Origin of the sequence: Brachybacterium sp. YJGR34, assembly GCF_003347015.1 — a bacterium.
Taxonomy (GTDB): domain Bacteria; phylum Actinomycetota; class Actinomycetes; order Actinomycetales; family Dermabacteraceae; genus Brachybacterium.
Map to the genome: position 1 here is coordinate 62,696 of NZ_PNFB01000004.1, position 17,787 is coordinate 80,482.

Below are 17,787 nucleotides of genomic sequence, written 5' to 3' on the forward strand. Positions count from 1 at the left end.
CGGCCACCCTCCGCCCGCGCGACGGCACCCCGCCCGCCCGCTCCGCTTCGCGGACGGAGAATGTCCGCCCGCCCTCCTAGTCTCGTCCACGACACCCCGGCCGCTCCCGCTCCCGACGGCCGGGCCGCATCACCCTGCTCCAGGAGATCCCTCCATGCTCTGGACCCTGATCCGACGCCACATCCGGCCCTACCTGCCGCACATCGGTGCCGTCGTCGTCCTCCAGCTCGTCGCGGTCCTCGCGACGCTGTACCTGCCCAGCCTCAACGCGGACATCATCGACAACGGTGTGGCCACGGGCGATACCGACTACATCTGGCGCGTCGGCGGGCTCATGCTGGCCGTCGCGATGGTCCAGCTGATCGCCGCGATCGCCTCGGTCTGGTTCGGGGCGCGCGTCGCCATGGGGATGGGCCGCGACGTGCGCCGCTCGATCTATCGGCGCGTGGACCGCTTCTCCACCGAGGAGATGGGACGCTTCGGCGCGCCCACGCTCATCACGCGCGCCACGAACGACGTCCAGCAGGTGCAGATGCTGGTGCTGATGACGCTGAACTTCATGGTCATGGTGCCGATCATGGCCATCGGCGGGATCATCATGGCGATCCAGGAGGATCCCGGTCTCTCCTGGCTGGTGTGGGTCTCCGTGCCCGTGCTGATGCTCATCGTCGGTCTCCTGGTCACACGCCTGATGCCGCTGTTCGAGCGCATGCAGACCAACATCGACTCCATCAACGGCGTGATGCGCGAGCAGATCATGGGCATCCGCGTGGTCCGCGCCTTCGTCCGCGAGCGCCACGAGACCGCCCGCTTCGAGGACGCGAACGCCACCCTCACCGACACCTCGGTGCGGATCGGGCGCCTGTTCGTCATCATGGGCCCGGCCATCACCGTCGTCCTCCACCTCGCCACCGCCGCCGTGCTGTGGTTCGGCGGCCATCGCGTGGACGCGGGGCTGGTGCAGGTGGGAGCCCTGACCGCCTTCATGCAGTACCTGCTGCAGATCCTCATGGCGGTCATGATGGGCACCTTCATGTTCATGATGTTCCCGCGCGCGATCATCAGCGCACGGCGCATCGGCGAGGTCCTCGAGACCCTCCCCACCCTCGCCGAGCCGGCGCATCCGGTGGCGATCGAGGCCGACGGCGGCGGCGCCTCCCTTGAGTTCCGCGACGTCACCTTCTCCTACCCGGGCGCGGACTCGCCCGTCCTGGACGGGGTGAGCTTCACCGCCGAGGCCGGCAAGACCACCGCGATCATCGGCTCCACCGGCGCCGGCAAGACCACGCTGGTCAACCTGGTCCCGCGCCTGCACGATGCCACCAGCGGCCAGGTGCTGCTGGACGGCGTGCGGATCACCGAGCTGTCGCGCGCGACGGTCTCCCGGGCCGTGGGCCTGGTGCCGCAGAAGCCGTACCTGTTCTCCGGGACCATCGCTCACAACCTGCGCTTCGGGGACCCGGAGGCGAGCGAGGAGCAGCTCTGGGAGGCGCTGGAGACCGCCCAGGCCACCGAGTTCGTCGCCGAGCGCACCACCGGCGAGGGCGACGCGGTCGCGAAGGGGCTGGAGTCCGCCGTCTCGCAGGGCGGCACCAACGTCTCGGGCGGCCAGCGCCAACGCCTGTGCATCGCCCGCACCCTGGTCGCCCGGCCCCGGCTGTACGTCTTCGACGACTCGTTCTCGGCGCTCGACGTCACCACCGATGCGAAGGTCCGCGAGGGTCTCGCCCACCGCACCCGCGGCGCGACCACCCTGATCGTCGCCCAGCGCATCTCGACCATCACCTCGGCCGATCAGATCCTCGTGCTCGAGGCCGGGAAGATCGTGGGCCGCGGCACCCATGAGGAGCTCCTGGAGAGCTCGCAGACCTACCGGGAGATCGTCGACTCCCAGATCAGCGTGGAGGAGCCGGCATGAGCGACAGGAACCGGAAGCAGAAGAAGGGCTCCGCGCCGGCCGAGCTCAGCGAGGACGAGATCCTCGAGATGCAGGACTCGATGAGCGGCGAATGGGGCGAGTCCGCCCCGCGCAAGGCGAAGGCCTTCTGGCCCTCCGCGCTGCGTCTGTTCAGGACCTTCGGCGATCACAAGCTGGGGCTGGGCGTCGTGCTGGCCTTCGGCATCCTCTCCACCGTCCTGACCGTCTGGGCGCCGACGGTCCTCGGCGACGCCATGGACGTCATCTTCGACGGCTTCCTCGCCGGGGGCGGGGTGGACTTCGACGCCCTGGGCCGTCTCCTGCTCATCGTGATCGGCATGTACCTGGTCGCGGCGCTGTTCGACTGGCTGCAGGGCCGTCTGCTCAACGACGTGGTGATGACGATCGTCTACCACCTGCGCGAGCAGATCGAGGCCAAGGTCAACCGGCTGCCGCTGAGCTACTTCGACACCCGCCAGCGCGGCGACCTGCTCTCGCGGACCACCAATGACGTCGACAACGTCCAGACCGCCCTCCAGCAGGCCTTCGCCTCCCTGGTGTACGCGGTGCTGACCATCGTGGGCATCACGGTGATGATGTTCTGGCTGTCCTGGCAGCTGGCGCTCATCGCCCTGGTGGCGCTGCCGATCTCCGGCGTGGTGATCGGCCTCATCGGGTCGAAGTCCCAGAAGCTGTTCACCGCCCAGTGGCGCAACACCGGGCGACTGAACGGCCACGTCGAGGAGTCCTTCACCGGCCACGACCTGGTCACCGTCTTCGACCGCCAGGACGCGATGCGCGAGCAGTTCGACGAGCGCAACGAGGACCTCTGGGAGGCGTCCTTCCGGGCGCAGTTCTACTCCGGCATGATCATGCCGATCATGCAGTGGGTGACCTACCTGGGATACGTCGGCATCGCCGTGGTGGGCGGTCTGCGGATCGCCGCGGGGCAGATGTCCCTGGGCCAGGTCACGGCCTTCATCCAGTACTCCCGCGAGTTCAACGCACCGCTGGGCGAGGTCGCCGGCATGGCGAACATGCTGATCTCCGGCGTCGCCTCCGCGGAGCGCATCTTCGAGCTGCTGGACGCCGAGGAGCAGGAGGCCGACGGCCAGATCGCCGCCGGCAGCGCCGGGACCGACGGCTCCGGCGGCCGCGCCGCGGACCGCTCCGGGCGGATCGTTGCGCCCGCGCAGCTGATCACCCCGGTCAGGGGCCGGATCGAGTTCGATCACGTCGCCTTCTCCTACACCCCGGAGAAGCCGCTGATCACGGACCTCTCGCTGACCGCGGAGCCGGGACAGACCATCGCGATCGTGGGGCCGACGGGTGCCGGCAAGACCACCCTGGTCAACCTCATCATGCGGTTCTACGAGATCGACGCCGGGCAGATCCGCCTGGACGGCGTGGACATCCGGGCGCTGGATCGCGGGGCCGTCCGCAGTCAGGTGGGCATGGTGCTCCAGGACGCCGTGCTCTTCGGCGGCACCATCCGGGAGAACATCCGCTACGGCCGCCTGGATGCGACCGACGAGGAGGTCGTCGCCGCGGCGACCGCCACCTTCGTGGACCGCTTCGTGCACACCCTCCCCGACGGCTACGACACGGTCATCGAGGACGAGGGCGCGAACGTCTCCGCCGGTGAGCGTCAGCTGATCACCATCGCCCGGGCCTTCCTCGCCGATCCCGCGCTGCTGATCCTCGACGAGGCCACCTCCTCCGTGGACACCCGCACCGAGGTGCTGGTGCAGGAGGCGATGGCGGCGCTGCGCACCGACCGCACCTCCTTCGTCATCGCCCACCGCCTGTCCACCATCCGCGACGCCGACGTGATCCTCGTGATGGAGCACGGCGACATCGTGGAGCTCGGCTCCCACGATGAGCTGCTCGAGGCCGAGGGCGCCTACCACCGCCTGTACTGGTCGCAGTTCGCCTCCGGGGTGGATCCCGACGAGGAGGCGCTGGTCACCGGGGCGATCCCCGCGGTCACCGGGGAGATCGCGGCGGTGACCGGGGAGACGGCCACCCTGGAGCCGGGAGGCGCCCCGGCCGAGGGCTGACGCGCGGCGGAGCTGTCGCGCGGCGCGGAGCGGTCGCCCCCGCGCCCCGCGGAGCCTTCGCGCCCCGCGGAGGCCGCGCGCGGTGAGTGAGGTGCGGTTCTGTTCCATTTCGGGGCCGGAACTGGTTCGGAACCGCACCATTCTCCGCGAGGCTCTCCCCGGAGGCGCTCGACGCGAGTCGCCGGGCGCGCGTCGTCGGGCGCGAGTTGCCGGGCGCGAGTTGCCGGACGCGAGTTGCCGGGCGCGCCGTCTCGGGGGAGGGGTCGGGCCGGAAACAGGGTGCGCTCCGCCGCCGCTCGGCATAGCGTCGAGGCATGGACGTCCTCCTCATCGGTGGCGGGATCAGCGGTCTCGCCCTCGCCCACCAGCTCGCCCCCGATCATGACGTCACCGTGCTGGAGGCCTCCCCGGGCCCGCGCGGAGGCGGCTACATGATCGACTTCTTCGGCCCCGGCGTCCCGGCCGCCGAACGGATGGGCCTGTTCGAGGGGCTCCGCGCACGGGGCCGCGTCTTCGACGGGGTGCGGTTCGAGAGGTCCGACCGCTCGGTCTCGGGGACGATCGATGCCGCCCCGCTGATCGACGCCGCCGACGGGAGGTACTTCTCCATCCTGCGCCCGGAGATGGAACGGGGCCTGCTCGCGCAGCTCCCGGACACCGTGCACCTGCGGTACGGCGCCCGGGCCGTGGGCCTCCGCGACGCCGCGCTGCAGGGGGCGGCCTGGCCGCGGCGCGCCATCGTCGAGCTCGCCGGCGGCGAGCGGCTCGAGGCGGATCTCGTGGTCCTGTGCGACGGCGTCCGTTCGATGGGGCGTGAGCACGTCGCCGCCGGGCACGGCCCGGTGATCCCGATGGGATATCGCGCCGCCAGCTTCCTCTTCGAGGATCCGGAGCTCGCCGCGGAGCTGGGCGACGTCGCCCTGATGACCGACAGCATCGGCCGCATCGGCGGTCTCTACGCGTGCGACGAGCGGCGGGCGGCCGTGTTCCTCGCCGAGCGCCGAGGGCGGCCGCCTCGTGCCGGGGAGCCCTCCGGTCCCGAGCATCGTCCGTCACCGGATCCCGCACTCCTGCGCCGCACCTACGAGGGGCTGCATCCGCTGGTCGACCGTGCCCTCGAGCACGCCCCGGAGGACTACTACGACGACCTCGTCGCGCAGTCGTGGGCGCCCCGCTGGAGCCGAGGACGGGTGGTGCTGGCCGGGGACGCCGCTCATGCGGTCTCGCTGCTGGCCGGCCAGGGCAGCTCGCTCGCGATCGCCGGGGCGGAGGTGCTGGCCCGCTGCCTGCGCGCCGCCGGACCGCAGGTCGAGGTGGGCCTCGCCGAGTACGAGCGGCGGTGGAGGCCGACGGTCGAGCGGGCTCAGCGCGCGGGGCGGCGCAGCGCCTCCGCCTTCATCCCGGCCACCGCGCGTCAGCAGCGCCTCCAGCAGCTCGCGACGAGCCTCCTGCACCTGCCCGGGGCCTCCCGGCTGTTCGCGCGGAGCGCCCTGGCCGTCTGAGCCGCTCTCCGCAGCCCCCGCGCGCGGGTGCAGGCAACCTCACCGCGGAATCCCTCCGGAACACCACGGTGAGGTTGCCTTCGCTGCCGGCGGCGGCAAGCAGCCCGGTCCGCCCCGGTGCCCCGCCCTGCTCACGCCGTGCCCTCACAGGTGCAATGTGCCGCCGTGGGCGCGGAAGGAGCCGGGGGTCTGGCCGTAGCGGCGGCCGAAGGCGGTGATGAAGGGCCGCACCTCGGGATATCCGCACTGCCGGGCCACCTGGGTGACCGGCTCCTCGGTCTCCAGCAGCAGATGGGCGCCGCGCTCGAGTCGCAGGCGTCGCAGCGCGCTCATCACGGACGTCCCGGTCTCCTGGGCGAACAGCCGGGCCGCGTGGCGGGTCGAGAGGTGGGCGGCCTCGGCGACGTCGCGCACCTCGAGCGGGCGCTGCAGGTTGTCGGCCAGGTAGCGCTGCATGAGGGCGACGATCGAGGTGGTGCGCGAGGCCGGGTCGACCGCGATGCGGAGGTCCTCGGGCGTGGCGAAGGCCCGCGCCGTCTCGATCACCAGCGCGGTGCCCAGCGCCTCGAGCTGCGCCCCGCGGCCGGAGCGGGGCGAGGAGGCCTCGGCGGCGAGGGCCGTGACGAGCGTCGGCAGCGCGCCGAGCGCGTCCGAGACCACCGGATGGTCGGCGCGCGTCAGCCCGTTCCACCAGCCGTGGCGGAGCGTCCGGGCAGCGGGGGTCTCGCGGAGCGTGAAGCCCCAGAAGGCGATGCCCAGACCGTCGGACCCCGCGTCGTCGGCGACGATCTGATGCACGTCCCCGGGGCGTGCGAGGAACAGCGTCCCCGCCTCGACGCGGTGCGTGGTGCCCTCGAGGGTGAAGGTCCCCGCGCCGGCGTAGGCGAGGCACACCTCGTGGAAGGAGTGGGTGTGCGGGGTGTTGTGCCACCGGGAGGGCTCGTAGAAGCCCCAGGAGAGGTAGTCCACGGCGAAGCCGTCGACCTCGCCGGCGGTGAGCTGACCGGCGAGGTCGACGAATCCTGAGGCCTCGGCGACGAGGTCGAGGCTCATGGGCGGTTCCTCAGCGGCCCGCGCGTCCGGTGGGATCGCTGCCGGCGAGGATCAGGCCCTGGCCCAGGGAGTGGGTGTGCTGATCGGTCAGCGGCGGATCCGCAGGATCCCGGAACTGCACCAGCCAGGTGGTGCGGGCCTCGTCGCTGACATTGACCCCGGAGCTGTGGACGGTGGTGTAGGTGAAGAACAGGACGTCCCCGGCCTCCGCCTCCATCGGCTGCAGCTCCTCGGTGGGGAAGTCGGGCAGGTGGTAGCTGCCCTCGGGATCGTGCTCGCGCGGGCCGGCCTTGTGGCTGCCCGGGGCGATCCGCACGCAGCCCTTCTCCTCGGGGGCGTCGTCGAAGTGGAAGATCGCTGCGGCCACCCGGTGATGGGTGTGGGGGAAGAAGGGGTGGTCCTGATGGGGAGGGAAGGGGGAGCCGTTGGCGGGCGGCTTCACGAACATCTTGGTGTGGTGCAGCTGCACGTTGGGGGTGCCGAGGACGGCCGCGGCCACATCCGTGAAGCGCGGATCGGTGAGCAGCCGGGTGAAGGCGGCGTCGTAGAACTGGGCGTCGTGCAGGTCCTGCAGGCTGGTGGCCTGGCCCATGGCGGCCTCGGCGGCCGAGGCCCAGGTCGGGTCGTCCTCGCCGCGGTCCAGGCGGGCGATCAGATCGTGGCTGCGAGCGCGGAACTCGGCCGCTTCCTCCTTGGTGAGCAGGCCCTTGACCAGGACGTAGCCCTGTTCGTTGTAGGTGTCGGCCAGCTGATCGAGATCGGCGGTGGCGGGGGAGAGGGTGGTCATCATCGACCCTTCCGGTGTGTGAGGTGTCCTTCGTGGTGTGCTCCTCGAGACTAGGAAACACCCTGTGGGCCCACCAGGCCAGAGGCGGACGCGGATGTTCGCCAGACGGACACGACATTCTTCCTCCGTCGCTCGTGCGCCGGCATCAGCGGCGCCTCACGTACTCCGTGAACGTCACTGCGGAGGCGAAGGTGCGGGAGCTGACCAGATCGAACAGGGCGGGTGAGTACTCCCCGGGTGCGAACAGCGGCACGCCGGCGCCGAAGAGCAGCGGCTGGCGCTTGAGGACCAGGCGGTCGATCTCCTGATGCAGGGCCGCGGCGAGCTGCCCGCCGCCGCACAGCCAGATGTCCTTGCCGGGCCGACGCTTCATCTCCCGCACGACGCGCACGGGGTCCTCGCCGGTGACGGTGAGGTTCTCCGCGGGCTCGAGGGGCCGATGGGTGAAGACCACCTGCTCGAGGTGACGGTAGGGGCTGGGCATCTCCGGCAGTCCCACGGCATGGGTGTTCGCGCCCATCACCACGGCATCGAAGCGCCCGCGGCTCTGGTCGATCCCGAGCTGCTCGGCGATGTCGGTGGGGATCGCGTCGGCATAGCGCTCGTTGATGCCGTCCATGTGGTCGCCCTCGGTGAGGAAGGCGTCGAACTGATGGTCCGGTCCGGCGATGTAGCCGTCCAGGCTCACGGCCACGTAGTAGATGAGTTCACGCATGGGGTGGCTCCTGGGGTGAGGGGAGGTGGGGCGAGGCCGTGCCTGGACCACGACAGGCGTCGTGGACGGAGAGTACAACAGGCGTCGTGGTTCACGCTAGGCTCCGGTCATGGCTCGCAACGAGGAACGACGCAGGATGCTCGCCGACGCCGGTCTCGCGGTGCTCGCCCGAGACGGCGCCCGCGGGCTCACGCATCGCGCCGTCGACCGCGAGGCCGGGGTTCCTCTCGGCACGGCCTCGAACTACTTCCGCTCCCGCGATGCCCTCATCGCCGGCCTCGTCGAGCGCATCGGCCGGCGGCTCGCTCCGAGCGAGGAGTTCCTCCGCGAGCGCGAGGGCCGGACCCCCAGCAGGGCGCTGTTCACGGAGTATCTGCAGAACATCGCCCACCGACTGCTCGGCGACCGGGAGGTCGCCGTCGCGCTGTTCGAGCTGCGCCTCGAGAGCATCCGTCGCCCCGAGGTCGCCGCCCTGTTCGGGCAGTGGCGGCGCGAGGGCTTCGCGGCCGACGTCGCCTTCAACGCCCGCGCCGGATTGCCGGGTGGTGAGCGCGAGATCGCGCTGTTCCACTATGCGATGGACGGCCTGCTGTGGGACCGGCTCGCCGGTCCCCTCATGCCGCAGGTGGGGACCGAGGAGATCGTGGAGGCCCTGGTGGACGGGCTGCTGCCGGACTCCTGACGGGTCGTCGGTGTCCCCGGCGTCAGCGGGTGCCCAGGCGCTCCCGGGCGGTGCGGCCGCGGCGGCTCAGCGGTACGGTGCCGACCGTCTTCGCCAGCCCCACGGCGGCGCCGTTGCCGTAGAAGGTCTCGATCCCGTCCGCGGGCACCGCGTACGTCTCGTGCCAGATCCCCACCGCGCCGGGGTGCTCGCGGGCCGCGGCGTTGAACGCCTTCCAGGCGGGGAGGTGGGCCGCGGAGGCGAGGCGGGCGTAGGCGTAGAGATGCTCGGTGCTCCTCCAGTACTGGGCCACCCACGGCCCGGAGGGGCCGATCATCGACTCGGCGCCGAGGAAGCCGAGGTCCTCCTCGCCGGCCTCGCCGCGGTCGCAGGCCTCCCGATTGCGCCGCAGCTCGGCGAGCATCCGGGGCATCGCGGCCGCGACCGGCAGCCACAGGTCCGGGCGCCAGGGTTTGGCGACCGTCATCCCGATGTGGAAGACGACGATCTGATCGACCGCGGCGTGCGTGAGGTTCGGCGGGCGTCGGGGGGCGGGGCGGGTGTCACCGGCAGAGGGCGACGATGACAGCGGGCGACGGGCGGCGGTGCGTGGGACCATGAGTGCCTCGACTCGTCTGGAAAGTGGTACTTTCCAATATGCGTCCGCAGTGCGCCCCCGTCAAGGGTGCGGGCGGTCCTCGGCTCGCCGGGGCGGCCCCTCCGCGGTCGCGCGCCGCATCATCCGCCCCACCGAGAGGACCGCGATGAGGATCTCCGAGCTCGCCGACCGCACCGGCGTCGCCGTCGGCACCATCAAGTACTACCTGCGCGAGGACCTGCTGCCGCCCGGTCGGCAGACCTCCCGGACCTCCGCGGAGTACGGCGACGACCACGTCGAGCGGCTGCTGCTGGTGCGCGCCCTGATCGAGGCCGGCGGGCTCGGGATCGCCGCGATCCGGCGCGTCGTCGCCGTGCTCGACGCGCCGGAGCCGAGTCGCCAGGACGTGCTGGCCACGGCGCAGCGCGCGCTGCTCGAGGATGACCCCTCGCCGGCCGGTGGCGAGGGCGGCCGCGCCCGGGACTGGGTGCGGGCGCACGGCTGGAGCGTCCTGCCCGGTGATCCGGTGCTCGCGCGGCTGGAACGGTCCTGGCAGGCCTGCGAGCAGGCCGGGGTGCACGTCGATGTCGCGCTGATGGACGACTATGCCGAGGCGATGGAGCAGGTGGCCCGCGCGGACCTCGCCTCGGTGCCCGCCGAGGTCGAGGGGGCGGTGCGGCGGGTCGTGGTCGGCACCGTGATGCTGGAGCCCGTGCTGGGCGCGCTGCGCATGCTGGCCCAGCGGGAGTTGTCGATGCGCCGCGCCGGCGGGGGAGGGGTCACGGGCTGCGCCGCAGGCCAGGAGTGACGGGCCTCACGGCGCACTGCCCGGTGCCGGGCTGGGCTCGCACGATGCGCGCACCGGGCTCCCCGCGGGCGTCCGTCGCACGCGCCGGTCCGGGCCGGGATTCCGAAACTGCTGACAGCAGCTCTTTACATCGTTTACCGTTCTGGGTGCACCGCGACCCGGGAAGCGAGTCGCCCGCCCTCTTGGACCAAGGACACGGCATGACCCTCAGCGACGTACCGACCATGAATCCTCTCGTGCTGCAGCGCGCGGATCCCTGCGTGCTCCGGCACGGGGACGAGTACTTCTTCACCGCCTCGCACCCCGCGTACGACCGGATCATCCTGCGCCGCGCTGCCCGGCTCGACGATCTGCAGGCGGCCGAGGAGGTCGTGGTCTGGCGCCGGCACGAGGAGGGGCCTCAGTCCCATCTGATCTGGGCCCCCGAGCTCCACCGCGTGGGCGGCGCCTGGTACCTGTACTACGCCGCCGCGCCCGACGATCAGGTCCGCGTCGACGAGCCCGGGATGGCCGCCACCTTCAACCACCGCATGTACGTCCTCGAGAACACCGCCGAAGACCCCTTCACCGGGGAGTGGGTCGAGCGCGGGCAGATCCGCACCGGCTGGGAGTCCTTCGCGCTCGATGCCACGAGCGTCGTCCTCGAGGATCAGCAGTACCTGATCTGGGCCCAGCAGCGTGCCGGCATCGAGGGCAACTCGAACCTCTACATCGCGCGCATGGAGAACCCGTGGACGCTCGCGACGGAGCCCGTCGAGCTGACGCGGCCCGAGTTCGCGTGGGAGAAGGTCCGCCACGCCGTCAACGAGGGGCCCGCCGTGCTGGTGCGCGGGGACCGGATCCTGCTGACCTACTCCGCCGCCGGCACCGGGCCCGAGTACGCGATGGGCGTGCTCACGGCCGAGCTCGGCGCCGACCTCCTCGACCCGGCTTCCTGGACCAAGTCCCCGGAGCCGGTGTTCGTCTCGGACCCGTCGGTCGAGCGCTTCGGGCCGGGCCACAACTCCTTCACCACCACGCCGAGCGGCGAGCCGGTGCTCGTCTACCACGCGCGCACCTACACCGAGATCGTCGGCGATCCGCTGCGCGACCCGAACCGCCAGGCCTGTGCACAGGTGCTCCCCGTCGCCGCCGACGGCACGCCGCAGTGGGGCACGCCGCTGCCCGGCACGCGTCCGGCGCCGACCTCGACCGAGATCCTGCCGCCCAGCGGAACGTTCGCCGAGGCCTGAGCGGGCCGTCTCGACGGGCGCGTCGCCGGCGGCGGTGCGCCCGCCCGCGGCGCCGCATGCCGCGGGCGGGCGCGGTCGCCGTGGAGCCGGCGTCCGGGACCTCAGCCGGTGCCGGGCGGCGACGGTGGCGGCGGGTCCGGCGGGGGCCGTTCGGGCTCGGGCTCCGGCTCGGGCGGGAGGGGCCCCGGATCCGGCGCGGGCGGCTGGCCCGGGATCGGGGACGGCGGCTCCGTGGGCGGCGGGCCCGGCGGGTCCGTCGGCGGATGCGTGGGAGGCTCCACCGGTGGCACCCCGGGCGGTGTCATCGGGGGCTCGCTGGGTGGGGGGAGCGTTGCGCGACGTGGCTGGAGGGTCATGTCCTCTCCTCGGTGCTCGTCGTCGAGTCGGGGCAGCGTGCCCCTCGAGTCTACGACTCCGGCTCCAGGAGGGGCAGGGGTGCGGTCCCCTCGGCTTCAGCCGGCCGTCGTGACCTGCCGGAGGTGGCCGACGGAGCCCGAGCGCAGCCGCAGCCGGATGTCGCTCGCCTCCCTGTGCTCGCGGCCCTCCGGTGCGAACAGCTCGACGACCTCGCCCAGGGCCAGCAGATCGAGGTGCTTGCCCATGTCCTCGACGTCGAGGTCCCTCTCGGCGAGGTCGAGGGCGACCGCGCGGGTCATGGACCACGGGGGCAAGCGCTTTCGCTTCTGCGTAGGCTGGGGCCATGGAACATCGTCACCTCGGCCGCAGCGGCCTCAAGATCAGCGAGATCATCTACGGCAACTGGCTCACCCACGCCTCCCAGGTGGAGGACGACCGGGCGCGTGCCTGCGTGCGCGCCGCGCTCGAGAACGGGATCAGCACCTTCGACACCGCTGACACCTACGCCAACACCGCGGCGGAGGTCGTGCTCGGCGAGGCGCTGAAGGGCGAGCGCCGCGAGTCCCTCGAGATCTTCACCAAGGTCTACTTCCCCACCGGTCCGAAGGGCCACAACGACACCGGCCTGTCGCGCAAGCACATCCGCGAGTCGATCGACGGCTCGCTGCGCCGCCTGCAGACCGACTACGTCGACCTCTACCAGGCGCACCGCTACGACTACGCCACCCCGCTCGAGGAGACGATGCAGGCCTTCGCCGACGTCGTCCACGCCGGCAAGGCCCTGTACATCGGCGTCTCCGAGTGGAACGCGGACCAGATCCGCGCCGGCCACCAGCTCGCCCGCGACCTCGGGATCCAGCTGGTCTCCAATCAGCCGCAGTACTCGATGCTGTGGCGCGTCATCGAGGAGCGCGTGGTCCCCACCTCCCGCGAGCTGGGCGTCTCCCAGGTCGTGTGGTCCCCGATCGCCCAGGGCATCCTCACGGGCAAGTACAAGCCCGGCGCCGAGGCTCCCGAGGGTTCCCGCGCCCGCGACGAGAAGGGCGGCGCCGACATGATCAAGCGCTTCCTGGACGATCGCACGCTCGAGGCGGTCCAGGGCCTGCTGCCCATCGCCGAGGAGCTGGGCCTGACCCCGGCGCAGCTCGCCGTCGCCTGGGTGCTGAGCAACGACAACGTCGCCGGCGCGATCATCGGCGCCTCCCGCCCCGAGCAGGTCACCGAGAACGTCAAGGCCGCCGGGGTCACCCTCGACGCCGAGGTGAAGGCCCGCATCGACGAGATCCTCGGCGACATCCCCGAGACCGACGCCGCCAAGACTCTCTCCCCGGCGCTGCGTCTGGCGTGAGGCTCTGACAGAGGAGGGGAGGGGCTCACCCTCCCCTCCCCGGACAGCACGGCAGCCCGTCCCCAACGTTCGGGGGCGGGCTGCCGTGCTGTCCGGGCAGGTGCCCGGTGCCGGGGTCAGGACTCGCGGGTCGGGTCCTCCGTCGCGGCGCGGTGCGTGCCGGTGCGGCCCTGCGTGACGAGGCTGTCCGCTCGCTGCTCCCAGAACTCGGCGTTCTCGATCCCGGCTGCCCGGGGATCGAACTGCGGATCGATGCCCGCCTTCTTCTGGGCGCGGTAGTCCTTGAGCGCCTTGAGTGCGGGGACCTGGAGGGCCAGGATGCCGACGATGTTCAGCCAGGCCATCGAGCCCACGCCGATGTCGCCGAGGCCCCAGGCGGAACCGGCGGTGTTCACCGCGCCGTAGGCCACAGAGATCAGGACCAGGGCCTGCAGCGCCCGCACCAGCCCGCGACGGACCAGGGGGTTCTTGATCTTGCGGGTCAGGTAGACGAGGTTCACCTCGGCCAGGTAGTAGTACGCGACCACCGTGGTGAAGGCGAAGAACGACAGCGCGATCGCCACGAAGCCCGAGCCGATGCCGAGACCCGGGGCCAGGGTGTCGAAGCCGGACTGGACGAAGCCGGGGCCCGGTTCGACGTCGGTGCCGATCGCCCCGGTGTAGAGCGTGGGGCCCGGGAAGGTCTCGTCCTGGAACACCGAGTACATGTCGGTGGAGATGATGATGAAGGCGGTGGCGCTGCAGACGAACAGCGTGTCGATGTACACCGAGAAGGACTGCACCAGGCCCTGCTTGACCGGGTGCGAGACCTCGGCCGCGGCGGCATGGTGCGGGCCGGTGCCCTGTCCGGCCTCGTTGGAGTAGATGCCGCGCTGCACGCCCCACTTGACGGCCAGGCCGATGATCGCGCCGTAGATCGCGTGGGTGCCGAAGGCGCCGGTGAAGATCTCGCCGAACACGTGGGGGATCTGGTCGAAGTTCACGAAGAACACGACCAGCGCCGCGATGATGTAGAGCACCGCCATGATCGGCACCACGGCCGCGGCGAAGGCCGCGATGCGCTTGACGCCGCCGATGATGATGAACGACAGCGCGATCACCAGCAGGATCGCCACGACCCAGGTGGGGATGCCCCAGGCGACGTTGATCGCGGAGGCCATGCCGTTGGCCTGCACGCCCGGGAGGAAGAAGCTCATCGCGAAGACGGTCACGGCGGCGAAGAGGATGCCGTAGACCAGGGAGAGGCCCTTGGCCTTGTGCTTGTACGCCTTCTCGAAGTAGTACGCCGGCCCGCCGCGGTACTCGCCGGTGTCCGGGTCCTTCTCCTTGTAGATCTGACCGAGGGTCGACTCGATGAAGGCGGTGGACGCCCCGAGGAAGGCCACGGTCCACATCCAGAACACGGCGCCGGGGCCGCCGAAGGCGATGGCGGTGGCGACGCCGCCGATGTTGCCCATGCCCACGCGGTTCGCCAGTGACATCATCAGTGACTGGAAGGGTGAGGTGCCGTCATCGGACTTCTTGCCGCTGACCAGCTGCTTGATCATCTCCGGGAGTCCGGTGACCTGGACGAAGCCGGTGCGGATCGAGAAGTAGAGGCCGGCCAGGAGGCACAGCACCACCAGGGGTAATGCCCAGACGAAGCCGTTGACGGCGTCGACCAGATCGGCGAAGGTCATGGAACCCTCCTGAGGGGATCGGGGAGGGGGCGGCGACAGCGCCGCCCCTCGGTGACGCGCGTCACCGAGAAGTGCTGAGTGGAACCTACCCGATCATTCCTCGGCCGGCGGCCGTTCACCGCGGTGTTGCCACCTCGTGACCTGAGGGCGTGTCCGACGGGGCGCCGCGGCGACGCGGAGTGCACCCGTCGGACCTGCAGCTCCTCAGATGGGTCAGCGGGACGTCCGGCTCAGCGGAAATCCTTCGCCCAGGTCGCGGTGTGCATGGCGCTCTGCGCCCACCACCGGTGGATCGCCTCGTGGAGTCGGGTGCGCACCCCGGCGTACGCAGGATCGTCGAAGCGGTCGTGCTCCTCGTGCGGGTCCTCGAGGAGGTCGAACAGCTGGCCCTGCTCGTGATCGCTGAACTCGACGAGCTTGTAGCGGTCATCGCGCACCATGGTCATGAGCTCGGTGTCGGTGAGGATGAAGTCCCGGGCGTGCTCGCTGAACACGTACTCGCGTGGAGCATGGTCCTCGTCGCCGCGGGCGGCGGGCAGCAGCGAGCGGGCCTCCATCCACTCCGGCGGCGTCAGCCCGGCGAGCTCCATGACCGTGGGACCCACGTCCATGAGGCTGACCAGCTCGTCGATTCGTCGGCCCGCAGGCAGCCGGCCGGGCGCCCACATCAGCAGGGGGACGTGCACGCTGGGCTCGTACATCGTCCACTTCTGGGAGTGGCCGTGATCATTGAGCGCGTCGCCGTGGTCCGAGGTGAACACGATGACGGTGTTGTCCAGGACGCCGCGCTGCTCGAGGGTCTGCAGGAGCGCGCCGATCTGCTCGTCGATCAGCGTCACGTTCGCGTAGTAGTGCTGCCGCTGGCGCTGCGTCTGCTCGTGCGTCGGCTCGTCGAGGTGCTTGATCGCGTCGTGGTCGTTGTCGAAGTGCTGCTGGCGCAGGGCCTGCAGCGGCTGCGGCTGCGCCGCGATGTCCTCCCGGGTGTTGTGCGGGCTGGGCATCTCGCGGTCGCGGTACGCGTCCAGGAAGCGGCGGGGCGGGTCATAGGGCGGGTGCGGGCCGGGGAACCCGATCTGGAGCAGGAAGGGGCTCTCGTCGATCGGGTAGCTCTCCAGCCAGTGGCGGGCGAGGTTGCCGACGAAGCTGTCGGCGTGCATGTCCTCGTCGAGCTCCCACTCGAAGGCGCCCAGGCGGTCCTCATAGTCCTCGCGCGTGCGGTAGGTGACACGGGACGGCTTCTTCAGCCCGCGCACCCACAGCGCCTTGTCCCACTGGTCGAGGAAGTAGGGGAGGTTGGGATGGTCGCGGTCCTTGTTCTCCACGACGTGGCGCTCGTGGAAGCCCACGGGAGTCTCGTAGGGGAAGGTGTGCATCTTGCCCACGCTCGCGCAGCGGTAGCCGCTGGTGGCGAGGTCCTCCACCCAGGAGTGCGACCACCGGTCGTCGTTGCGCAGGACTCCGGAGGTGTGCGGGTAGAGGCCGGTGAACAGGCTCGCGCGCGAGGGAGCGCAGGACGGGGAGGCCACATAGGCGTTGGTGGCGGCCACGCCCTCCCGGACGAGACGATCGAGGTGCGGCGTGTCCACGTGATCGTGGCCGAGCGCGGCGATCGAGTCGAAGCGCTGCTGGTCGGTGATGACGAGGACGACGTTGGGGCGGGTGTCCTTCTCGGTCATGTCAGAGTCCTTTCTGGGCGAGGGCTGGTTCGGCCTGCGCGGTGTCGTGGTTGTCGATCAGGTCGCTCATGGAGGTCTCCCGCGCGAGCAGCACGCAGACGGCGCTGATCGCGCAGACCCCCACGAGGAACAGCGCAGGGGGCCAGTAGGAGAAGCCGAAGGCGGCCGAGAGGGTGAGGGCGATGGCCGGGGTCGGTGCGGCGCCGATGAGCGACGAGCCCTGGTAGACCACGCCGAGGCCGGTGTAACGGGTGGGGGTGTCGAACATCTCCGCGAAGAACGCGCCCTGGATGCCGAACATGCAGCCGGTGCCGACGGCGACCAGGACCACGATGGCGAGCCAGATGAACAGCGTGTTCTGAGTGGCGAGGATCGGGAAGTAGAGCAGTCCGCCGATGCCGCAGACGATCACGCCGAAGAGGTACACGGGGCGCCGGCCGATCCGGTCCGAGAGGGCCCCGATCAGAGGCAGCAGAGCGAACTCTACGGCCGCGGCGATGACGAAGCCGGTGAGGATCATCTGCTTGTCCAGGCCCAGGTGGACGGTCGCGAAGGAGATCGCGAAGACGTTGATGACGTTGAAGGTGACGGCATCGGCCAGGCGGGCGCCGATGCCCAGCAGCAGGTTCTTCCAGCCGAAGCGCAGGAGGTGGAAGAGCGGCACGCGGGCGACCGTCCCAGCGGACTGGAAGGCGGTGGTCTCGGGCACCCTCGATCGCATCACCAGGGCGATCACGACGAAGACGCCCGACAGGAGGAAGGGCAGGCGCCAGCCCCAGCTGTAGAGCTGCTCATCAGGGAGCAGGGTCACCAGGGCGATCACGCCGCTCGAGACGAGCAGGCCCGCGGGGGTCCCCATCTGGTGGAAGCTCCCCATGAACCCGCGCCTGCCCGTGGGGGCGGACTCCAGGGCGAGCAGCGTGCCGCCGCCGAACTCGCCGCCGATCCCGATGCCCTGGAGCAGTCGCATGCCGATCAGGAGCACGGCGGCCCAGGAGCCGATCGCGTCATGGGTGGGCAGCAGGCCGATCACGGCGGTGGCACCGCCGATGAGGAGCACGGTGATCAGCAGCATCGGCTTGCGTCCGATGCGATCGCCGAAGTGGCCGAACAGGAGCGCACCGAGAGGGCGGGTGAGGAATCCGGCGGCGAAAGCTCCGAAGGACTCGATGGTCGAGACCGTGGGGTCGTCGCCCGGGAAGAAGAGGACCGGGAAGATCAGGCCCGCTGCGGTCCCGAACAGATAGAAGTCGTACCACTCGATGAAGGAGCCGGAGAAGGCCGCTCGTACTGCCTGCCAGGGATTGTGCGTCCCCTGTGGTCGGGTGCCGGTCATCGGTCCTCCAAAGTCGCCATTAACTCATCGCTCGTTTGAGCGTTCACGTCTCTCATG

Annotated in this window: 15 protein-coding genes; 7 read left to right on the plus strand and 8 right to left on the minus strand. The window is 70.9% G+C overall.

Annotated elements, in window-relative coordinates; translation table 11 throughout:
• The first annotated feature begins 154 nt into the window (after positions 1 to 154).
• The 3 genes from CXH06_RS05400 to CXH06_RS05410 all read left to right on the plus strand — a co-directional run bounded on the left by CXH06_RS05400 (position 155) and on the right by CXH06_RS05410 (position 5,480).
• Complete coding sequence (locus CXH06_RS05400) at positions 155 to 1,918, plus strand: ABC transporter ATP-binding protein (RefSeq protein WP_114854139.1); 1,764 nt, start codon at positions 155 to 157, stop codon at positions 1,916 to 1,918.
• Complete coding sequence (locus CXH06_RS05405) at positions 1,915 to 3,978, plus strand: ABC transporter ATP-binding protein (protein ID WP_114854140.1); 2,064 nt, start codon at positions 1,915 to 1,917, stop codon at positions 3,976 to 3,978. The genes CXH06_RS05400 and CXH06_RS05405 overlap by 4 nt, the downstream gene beginning before the upstream one ends.
• Positions 3,979 to 4,292: 314 nt before the next feature.
• Positions 4,293 to 5,480, plus strand: a complete 1,188-nt coding sequence (locus CXH06_RS05410; RefSeq protein WP_114854141.1) for an FAD-dependent monooxygenase — start codon at positions 4,293 to 4,295, stop codon at positions 5,478 to 5,480.
• Positions 5,481 to 5,624: 144 nt separating this feature from the next.
• Here CXH06_RS05410 and CXH06_RS05415 read toward each other — a convergent pair whose 3' ends face one another.
• The 3 genes from CXH06_RS05415 to CXH06_RS05425 all read right to left on the minus strand — a co-directional run bounded on the left by CXH06_RS05415 (position 5,625) and on the right by CXH06_RS05425 (position 8,035).
• Entirely contained in the window at positions 5,625 to 6,533 is a 909-nt protein-coding gene (locus tag CXH06_RS05415; protein ID WP_114854142.1) for an AraC family transcriptional regulator, read from the minus strand.
• Between the two features lie 10 nt (positions 6,534 to 6,543).
• Positions 6,544 to 7,320 carry a phytanoyl-CoA dioxygenase family protein gene (locus tag CXH06_RS05420; protein WP_114854285.1) on the minus strand — a complete coding sequence of 259 codons (777 nt, stop codon included), beginning with the start codon at positions 7,318 to 7,320 and terminating at the stop codon, positions 6,544 to 6,546.
• Positions 7,321 to 7,465: 145 nt separating this feature from the next.
• Complete coding sequence (locus CXH06_RS05425; RefSeq protein WP_114854143.1) at positions 7,466 to 8,035, minus strand: dihydrofolate reductase family protein; 570 nt, start codon at positions 8,033 to 8,035, stop codon at positions 7,466 to 7,468.
• Positions 8,036 to 8,144: 109 nt separating this feature from the next.
• On the opposite strand from CXH06_RS05425, the gene CXH06_RS05430 reads away from it, so the two are divergent.
• Positions 8,145 to 8,717, plus strand: a complete 573-nt coding sequence (locus tag CXH06_RS05430; RefSeq protein WP_114854144.1) for a TetR/AcrR family transcriptional regulator — start codon at positions 8,145 to 8,147, stop codon at positions 8,715 to 8,717.
• Between the two features lie 22 nt (positions 8,718 to 8,739).
• On the opposite strand, the gene CXH06_RS05435 is transcribed toward CXH06_RS05430, so the two are convergent.
• Positions 8,740 to 9,315 (minus strand): DUF4188 domain-containing protein, encoded by a 576-nt coding sequence (locus CXH06_RS05435; protein ID WP_114854145.1) that lies wholly within the window; start codon positions 9,313 to 9,315, stop codon positions 8,740 to 8,742.
• Positions 9,316 to 9,460: 145 nt separating this feature from the next.
• Between CXH06_RS05435 and CXH06_RS05440 the strand changes: the two genes are divergently transcribed.
• Positions 9,461 to 10,102 (plus strand): MerR family transcriptional regulator, encoded by a 642-nt coding sequence (locus CXH06_RS05440; RefSeq protein WP_114854146.1) that lies wholly within the window; start codon positions 9,461 to 9,463, stop codon positions 10,100 to 10,102.
• Between the two features lie 200 nt (positions 10,103 to 10,302).
• On the plus strand, positions 10,303 to 11,334 hold the full coding sequence (locus tag CXH06_RS05445) for a family 43 glycosylhydrolase (protein ID WP_114854147.1): 1,032 nt from the start codon (positions 10,303 to 10,305) through the stop codon (positions 11,332 to 11,334).
• A gap of 452 nt (positions 11,335 to 11,786) precedes the next feature.
• Here the strand turns inward: CXH06_RS05445 and CXH06_RS05450 are convergent, their stop codons facing one another.
• Complete coding sequence (locus CXH06_RS05450) at positions 11,787 to 11,990, minus strand: hypothetical protein (protein ID WP_114854148.1); 204 nt, start codon at positions 11,988 to 11,990, stop codon at positions 11,787 to 11,789.
• 44 nt (positions 11,991 to 12,034) lie between these two features.
• Here CXH06_RS05450 and CXH06_RS05455 point away from each other — a divergent pair, with 44 nt between their 5' ends.
• Positions 12,035 to 13,039: an aldo/keto reductase family protein gene (locus CXH06_RS05455; protein ID WP_114854149.1), complete on the plus strand. Its 1,005-nt coding sequence runs from the start codon at positions 12,035 to 12,037 to the stop codon at positions 13,037 to 13,039.
• A gap of 116 nt (positions 13,040 to 13,155) precedes the next feature.
• Here the strand turns inward: CXH06_RS05455 and CXH06_RS05460 are convergent, their stop codons facing one another.
• The 3 genes from CXH06_RS05460 to CXH06_RS05470 form a co-directional block, all read right to left on the minus strand.
• Entirely contained in the window at positions 13,156 to 14,718 is a 1,563-nt protein-coding gene (locus CXH06_RS05460) for a sodium:alanine symporter family protein (RefSeq protein WP_114854150.1), read from the minus strand.
• 230 nt (positions 14,719 to 14,948) lie between these two features.
• Positions 14,949 to 16,394 carry a sulfatase gene (locus CXH06_RS05465; RefSeq protein ID WP_114854151.1) on the minus strand — a complete coding sequence of 482 codons (1,446 nt, stop codon included), beginning with the start codon at positions 16,392 to 16,394 and terminating at the stop codon, positions 14,949 to 14,951.
• A gap of 1 nt (position 16,395) precedes the next feature.
• Positions 16,396 to 17,730, minus strand: a complete 1,335-nt coding sequence (locus CXH06_RS05470) for an MFS transporter (RefSeq protein WP_114854152.1) — start codon at positions 17,728 to 17,730, stop codon at positions 16,396 to 16,398.
• Positions 17,731 to 17,787: the final 57 nt, after the last annotated feature.

Bases quoted from the DNA above. Each gene is read 5' to 3' on its own strand.
- CXH06_RS05400 (WP_114854139.1), top strand. From the start codon at position 155: ATGCTCTGGACCCTGATCCGACGCCACATCCGGCCCTACCTGCCGCAC.
- CXH06_RS05405 (WP_114854140.1), top strand. From the start codon at position 1,915: ATGAGCGACAGGAACCGGAAGCAGAAGAAGGGCTCCGCGCCGGCCGAG.
- CXH06_RS05410 (WP_114854141.1), top strand. From the start codon at position 4,293: ATGGACGTCCTCCTCATCGGTGGCGGGATCAGCGGTCTCGCCCTCGCC.
- CXH06_RS05415 (WP_114854142.1), bottom strand. From the start codon at position 6,533: ATGAGCCTCGACCTCGTCGCCGAGGCCTCAGGATTCGTCGACCTCGCC.
- CXH06_RS05420 (WP_114854285.1), bottom strand. From the start codon at position 7,320: ATGACCACCCTCTCCCCCGCCACCGCCGATCTCGATCAGCTGGCCGAC.
- CXH06_RS05425 (WP_114854143.1), bottom strand. From the start codon at position 8,035: ATGCGTGAACTCATCTACTACGTGGCCGTGAGCCTGGACGGCTACATC.
- CXH06_RS05430 (WP_114854144.1), top strand. From the start codon at position 8,145: ATGGCTCGCAACGAGGAACGACGCAGGATGCTCGCCGACGCCGGTCTC.
- CXH06_RS05435 (WP_114854145.1), bottom strand. From the start codon at position 9,315: ATGGTCCCACGCACCGCCGCCCGTCGCCCGCTGTCATCGTCGCCCTCT.
- CXH06_RS05440 (WP_114854146.1), top strand. From the start codon at position 9,461: ATGAGGATCTCCGAGCTCGCCGACCGCACCGGCGTCGCCGTCGGCACC.
- CXH06_RS05445 (WP_114854147.1), top strand. From the start codon at position 10,303: ATGACCCTCAGCGACGTACCGACCATGAATCCTCTCGTGCTGCAGCGC.
- CXH06_RS05450 (WP_114854148.1), bottom strand. From the start codon at position 11,990: ATGACCCGCGCGGTCGCCCTCGACCTCGCCGAGAGGGACCTCGACGTC.
- CXH06_RS05455 (WP_114854149.1), top strand. From the start codon at position 12,035: ATGGAACATCGTCACCTCGGCCGCAGCGGCCTCAAGATCAGCGAGATC.
- CXH06_RS05460 (WP_114854150.1), bottom strand. From the start codon at position 14,718: ATGACCTTCGCCGATCTGGTCGACGCCGTCAACGGCTTCGTCTGGGCA.
- CXH06_RS05465 (WP_114854151.1), bottom strand. From the start codon at position 16,394: ATGACCGAGAAGGACACCCGCCCCAACGTCGTCCTCGTCATCACCGAC.
- CXH06_RS05470 (WP_114854152.1), bottom strand. From the start codon at position 17,730: ATGACCGGCACCCGACCACAGGGGACGCACAATCCCTGGCAGGCAGTA.